Origin of the sequence: Haloactinopolyspora sp., assembly GCF_027324685.1 — a bacterium.
In the GTDB taxonomy this organism is placed as follows: Bacteria; Actinomycetota; Actinomycetes; order Jiangellales; family Jiangellaceae; genus Haloactinopolyspora.
Window position 1 is genome coordinate 1 of record NZ_DAHVSH010000068.1, and the last position, 5,857, is coordinate 5,857.

Genomic DNA, 5,857 nt, shown 5'->3' on the forward strand with positions numbered 1-5,857 from the left:
CTGTGGGTCGGTGATGCCCTGGAAACGCTCCGGACGGAGATCGCGCCTGCGCTGAACGCGACGAAGACCAAGTGGGCTGCCACTGGGGTCGCAGCATCAATCCTCCTCGCCCCCTACCTGAGCGACGTCACGACGCTCGACATCTACGTGGACACGGACCTGTTCTCGGACAAGGCGCGCCTGGCATCCCGGTTCGGGGGCCGCATCGTCGAAAGGGGACAAGTAATCGAGGTCCGCCCCCTCCCGACGCCCATGACCACCACGGGGCCCATAGTCGAGGGCATCCACGTCGCCCTCCCTGTCCGGGTCTACGCAGACCTCCTCTCCAGCGGAGGCCGGGCTGCTGAAGCGGCGCAACACCTGAAGGAGGTGCGCTGTGTCGGATCCGGTTCGTAGCCGCCGGGCTCGGGAGCTGGCGGAGCGCGCGCTCGTCCGTCTCGCGCGGGAGTACGGGGACATCCCCGAATTCGTCCTTCTCGGAGGACTGGTGCCGGACCTCCTCTGCATAACCGCTGCCCGACGACATGAGGGCACGACGGACGTCGACGTCCAGGTCGACTTGGAGATCCAGGGTGGATCCGAGAACGCAGCCCGCTTGGAGGGAGCCCTCACTCGCGTCGGTTTCCGCCCGGATGATGAGCGGATCTGGCGATGGCGGGACACCACTGCACCGGAGCTGGTCGTAAAGGTGGAGTTCCTTGCCGACCTCGATGACATCCCGAACCATGACACGGTCTCGTTCGACGATTGCCAGTCGTTGGGGGCCGTGAACCTGCGTGGTACCGGATTCGCCGCCCGGCACTGGGAGATGCGGTCGATCACGGCGCCCATCGACGGAGTGGCCCAGACTGTCACCCTCCGGGTTGCCACTCTCCCGGCCTACCTACTGGCGAAGACGCACGCCGCACACGGTCGTGGGCTGCCGAAAGATTGGTATGACATCGCGTACGTGCTCCTGCACAACGATGACGGCGGGCCTGGTCCGGCGGGACGACGCGTCCGTGAGCAGTTCGGAGACGATCTCGCGGGAGCGACGGTCACTGCACTGTCGGAGTTGTCGGCGAACTTCGCTGACGAGGTGGCCCAGGGCAGCGTGGCCTTCGCCTCGACGATGGTCGGGATCCATCCGGAGTTGGACCCCGACGTGCTGGCCAACGACGCCGTCGCTGCCGTCGCAGCGTTCATGGGAGCGCTCGGGCTTGCCGACGGGGTCTCGTGAAGGTTGGGATCGCCGCCCCGGACTCAGCTCGTGCGCCGGTGTGTGCGTGAGGCGGGCCAGCGACCTGGTCGTCGCCCTCGTGCCCGGCACGCTCTTCGTTGCTGCTGCCTTGCAACTGGACTCTGGCGGACGGGCCAGACGGCAGTTGAGTCCACCAGAGTGGTGTACGAGGTGATGAGCAGCTCGCGCTGACCATCCCCCAGACGCGACGACCACCGCACCAACCTTCAAGAACCTGCAAGGGATCTAGAAGGAGAAGATGCGGTGACCGTCACCAACACGATGGGCGCGGCCGAGCTGCTGCGCAAGTACCTGGAGAGCCCCGCTGGATCCGACCTGCTCGGAGAGATGGTGAAGATGGCAGCTGAGCTGCTCATGGACGCGGACGTCGACGTGCTCTGCAACGCGAGCTACGGCGAGCGGTCCGAGGACCGGCTGAACAGCCGCAACGGCCACAGGGTGCGCCGCTGGGACACCCGGGCCGGCACGATCAGCCTCGAGGTGCCGAAGCTGCGCAAAGGTACCTACCTGCCGAGCCTCCTCGAACCACGCCGGCGCGCCGAGCAGGCGCTCGTCGCGGTGATCTGCCAGGCCTACGTCGAGGGCGTGTCCACCCGGCGCGTCGACGACCTCGTGCGCTCGATGGGGATCGAGGGGATGAGCAAGTCCCAGGTCTCCGAGCTCACGAAGCACCTCGACGAGAAGGTGGCCGAGTTCAGGAACCGCCCCCTCGATCAGGGCCCCTACACCTACCTCTGGCTCGACGCGCTCTTCCACAAGGTGCGCGAGGGCGGCCGGGTCGTCTCGGTCGCGACGGTGATCGCGACCGGCGTGAACGCCGACGGCCACCGCGAGATCCTCGGCGTCGACGTGATCTCCGCCGAGGATGGAGCGGGCTGGACGGCGTTCCTCCGCGGCCTCGTCGCCCGGGGGCTGTCCGGGGTCGCCCTCGTCGTCTCCGACGCCCACGAGGGCCTGAAGGGCGCCATCGCAGCGGTGCTCGACGGGGCCAGCTGGCAGCGGTGTCGGACCCACGCGATGCGCATTAACCGGCCTTCGGGGGTGGAGTCAAGCGATCACCGGTTGGCGTCTCGTCGGCGGAGTCCGGCGAGGTGGCGATCGATGCTGTCGGCGACTCGGTCGTGGCGGGCGGCTTCGTCGGTCCATCCTCGGGTGCTGGCGTCGTCGCGCAGGGCGTGGACGTCGGCGAGTTGCTCTTCGAGCAACTCGGCCCGGTCGGAGTCGGGAACGAAGTTGTCGCACTGCTCGCAGATGTTGGCGTACGCGCAGGCGCCGGCGACGGGCTCACGTGAGCAGAACCCGTGGGCCAGGCGGGTCTTCAGCATCTCGGTGTAGAGCCAGTCAACCTTGGATGGCGCGGACCGGTTGGTCCCGGCCTCGATGACGAACACGGAGCGACGTCCGTTGGCCTTTGCCATGGCGGTGTTGTAAGCGTCGCGGATGGTCGGTGACGCCAGACGGGCGTAGCGCAGAGTCATCTCCGGGGTGACGTGACCCATGAGCGCCATCAGCGCGGGCAAGGACATGCCCGCGTTGGCGAGGGTGGCCCCGAAGGTGTGCCTGAGCTGGTGGAGGGTGACATGGAGCGGGTTGCCTGCCCGATCGCGCAGGTCGGCGGCCGCTATAGCGGCCTGGAGCCCGACTCGAAGGCGGTGAGCGCCGATGCGCCGACCCCGTTCGGTGAACACGAAGTCGGCGAGGTGACCGTCGCGGGGATGGGCGAGTGACCGCTGCGGCCCTCGGTTGGTGATCCAGGCGTCGAGCAGACTCAGCGGTTCAGGGTCGAGGGGGACCATGCGGTCGGTGCCGAGCTTGCCGACCGGGACGCGAAGCCAGCTGCCGTGGCTGCCGCCGAAGCCGATGATGCATCCCAGCTCAAGGTCGAGCAGTTCACCGGCGCGCATGCCGGTGGCGCGCAGAACTGTCAGCCCGACCCGCGCGAAGGGGTCGTCGAGGGCGGAGACGGCCGCCATGAGTGCACGGTCGATGTCGGCGGGCAGGGCACGGGGCAGGGGCTCGGGCAGGCGGGGCAGGTCGGAGAGGAAGATGAACCGCCGCTCGGGAGCGGCCGCCCAGCCCCATTCAGCGATGTCCTCGAAGAACACTCGCAGATCGACCAGGTCGTGATGGAACACGGTCATCCCGACGGTCTTGCCTTCCCCGTTGGGACCGCGCCACGGCCGGCTGCGGGACCACACGAGGAACGGTTCGATGTGGCGACTGCGGTCGAGCTGGTCGAGACGAGCCACCTCGGGATGACGCGTGGCCAGCCAGTCGGCGAGAACCCGGATGGCCTTGATGCGCATCTGGGCGGTGGAGGGGCGCAGGGTGGTGGTGATGATCTCGGCGTAGCGGACCACTTCCCGGCGGATCTCCGGTTGGGCGATCCGAGCAGCGTGCTCGGGCGGCGACAGTGCCGCTGCCCGGGAGTCGCGTGGCGGTTGTTGCACGGTCCCGTCTTGGAAGCACAGCTGGCGCAGCGCCAGGCACCGCCCGGCGAAGCGGTCCCGGGTTGAGGCCCGCACATCGATGCGATCGGCCTCGACGGCGGCGTCGTCGAAGTCGCCGTCGGCGAGCTCGGCGAGCGTCTTGCCCAGCCATAGGCACAGCACCGGGGCGGTGTGACGGATCACCTGGCGGGCCCAGTTCGCGCTCCAACCCAGCCGGTCAGCGACCTGCTGAGCCCGCTCGACGTCGCCGGGATGAGCGGCGCTCCACCACAACCCGAGATCGACCCCGCCCGGCTTGGCCAACAGCAGCTCAAGGTCGGCTTGCAGGTGCCCCTCGACGAGCAACCAGGTCAGGAACGGCCACGCCTTGGGCCGGTGAAGGTCGGCGAGGCGGGCTGGCGTCGGCCGGTTCATCCACACCGGCAGGTCGCCGTGGCGGTCCACGAAGCAGGTGGCAGCACGCCGCCGCTGCCAACGCTGCCCCGAGTCGAGATCCAGGCGGTCGACGAAGCGGTGGTAGTCGCCGAGCAGATCGGCGGGCTCGGCCCCGACGGTGTTCAGCGCGACGCCGGTCACGACAGGACCTGCTTGACTCGTGCCCACTCAGCGGCCACGGTCTCTGGGGCCAAGTTCACGTACGCGGCGGTGGTCTCGGCGTGGACGTGACCCATCAGTTCACGCAGCACCAGCAGGTCGATCCCCGCGGCCGCCAGTTCGCTGCCGAAGGTGTGCCGCAACCGGTGCGGTCGCACCCTGGCCGCGCCGGTGCGGGACCGATGGGTCCTGAAGATCCGTCGCATGCCGGCCTCGGTCATCGGGTTGCCGGCGCTCGGGCCGCGCAGCACCACGAAGCACTCCGGTGTCGACAGGCCCTGGGGTCGTTCGACACGTAGATACGAGGCCAGCTCGGTGAAAAACGCACGGTCCACCGGGACCAACCGCTGCTTCGATCCTTTGCCCGTCACCTTCACCTGACGCAGGCCCATGTCGACATCGGCGAGGCGTAGCGAGCGGACCTCCGCCGCTCGCAGACCGCCGAGCAGCATCGCCAGCACCATGGCCCGGTCCCGGTGGGTGCCCAGGTCCGACAGGAACGCCGCCACGTCGGCGGAGTCGAGGCACTCGGGAAGACGACGCTCCTGGCGGACCAGGCGGCCCGAACCCGTCAGCCTCCGGCCGCGAACGTGACCAAGCAGACCCTGCCGGGACCCTCGCAGACCCGAGCTGCGCCTGGGCGCGGGCACAGGATTCCGGTCCAGCACACCGCAGATCGTGGCGTGCTCGTACAAACCACGAGCCGCCGCCACCCTCCGGTTCATGCTCGCCGCCGCCGCGCCTCGTTTGTCGCCAAGGCGGACGACTCGTTGCCCCCTCGTCGCCACCGGCCGGGACTGCCATGCCAGCCAGTCGAAGAAGTCCGTCGGGTTCGCCTGACGCCAATCGATCCCGGCCGCGTCGAAGAACCGGGCCAGGCACACAACGTCGAACGCGTACGAGCGCACTGTGGCCGACGAGAACTGCCGTGCCTCGAGATGGCCGAGCCACCGGTTCGCGAAGTCGACCAGCGAACTCTCACCGACCAGGCGGTGGCCTCCATCCACACGAGCGACCGCAACCATGAGCAAGCCCTCCTCACATGAGTATCCGCCCCCGCTCAGCCGCCGAGGTGGACCCTCACGGTGTCGTGCCGGGGACCGGCGGCGAAGGCCGGTTAACGGAGAACCTGCTCACGCGCGTCCCGAAGGCCGCCCAGGCGATGGTGGCGACGCTTGTGCGGACGATCTTCGCCCAGCCCGACGCCACCCAGGTCCACGCCCAGTTCAACCGCGTCGTCGACCAGCTCCTCACCCAGTTCCCCGCAACCGCCGAGTTCCTCGTCGACGCCGAGGCCGACCTGCTGGCGTTCTCCTCGTTCCCGCCCGAGCACTGGCGTCAGATCTGGTCTAACAATCCACAGGAGCGGCTGAACAAGGAGCTGCGGAGGAGGACCGACGTCGTCGGGATCTTCCCGAACCGCGCCGCCTGCATCCGCCTCGTCGGCGCGGTCTTGGCCGAGCAGCACGACGAGTGGGCCGTCGCCCGGCGCTACATGAGCCCCGAGAGCCTCGCCAAGGCGCGGGTGCGGGTCCTTCCCGGCGGCGCCATCGACGCGAAGGAGGTGGCAACG

General features: G+C 68.9%; 4 protein-coding genes and 2 pseudogenes. 4 read left to right on the forward strand and 2 right to left on the reverse strand.

Translation table 11 applies throughout. The features are described from left to right. The 3 genes and pseudogenes from M6444_RS07855 to M6444_RS07865 form a co-directional block, all read left to right on the forward strand. On the forward strand, nt 1-396 hold a 396-nt coding region (locus M6444_RS07855), incomplete at its 5' end, for a type IV toxin-antitoxin system AbiEi family antitoxin (protein ID WP_298325227.1). Then, nucleotides 377-1,219 carry a nucleotidyl transferase AbiEii/AbiGii toxin family protein gene (locus M6444_RS07860; RefSeq protein ID WP_298325230.1) on the forward strand — a complete coding sequence of 281 codons (843 nt, stop codon included), beginning with the start codon at nt 377-379 and terminating at the stop codon, nt 1,217-1,219. The genes M6444_RS07855 and M6444_RS07860, both read left to right, overlap by 20 nt. A 282-nt stretch (nt 1,220-1,501) precedes the next feature. Next, nucleotides 1,502-2,263, forward strand: a pseudogene (locus M6444_RS07865) (IS256 family transposase); the annotation flags it as partial. Nucleotides 2,264-2,295: 32 nt separating this feature from the next. Here the strand turns inward: M6444_RS07865 and M6444_RS07870 are convergent. Together M6444_RS07870 and M6444_RS07875 are read right to left on the reverse strand one after the other, a co-directional pair. Beyond that, complete coding sequence (locus tag M6444_RS07870; RefSeq protein WP_298325233.1) at nt 2,296-4,266, reverse strand: site-specific integrase; 1,971 nt, start codon at nt 4,264-4,266, stop codon at nt 2,296-2,298. Further along, nucleotides 4,263-5,309, reverse strand: a complete 1,047-nt coding sequence (locus M6444_RS07875; RefSeq protein WP_298325236.1) for a tyrosine-type recombinase/integrase — start codon at nt 5,307-5,309, stop codon at nt 4,263-4,265. The genes M6444_RS07870 and M6444_RS07875 overlap by 4 nt, the downstream gene beginning before the upstream one ends. Before the next feature lie 101 nt (nt 5,310-5,410). Here M6444_RS07875 and M6444_RS07880 point away from each other — a divergent pair. Then, a pseudogene (locus M6444_RS07880) lies at nt 5,411-5,857 on the forward strand (transposase); the annotation flags it as partial.

Coding starts and splice junctions, on each gene's coding strand:
- M6444_RS07875 (WP_298325236.1), bottom strand. CDS start 5,309: ATGGTTGCGGTCGCTCGTGTGGATGGAGGCCACCGCCTGGTCGGTGAG.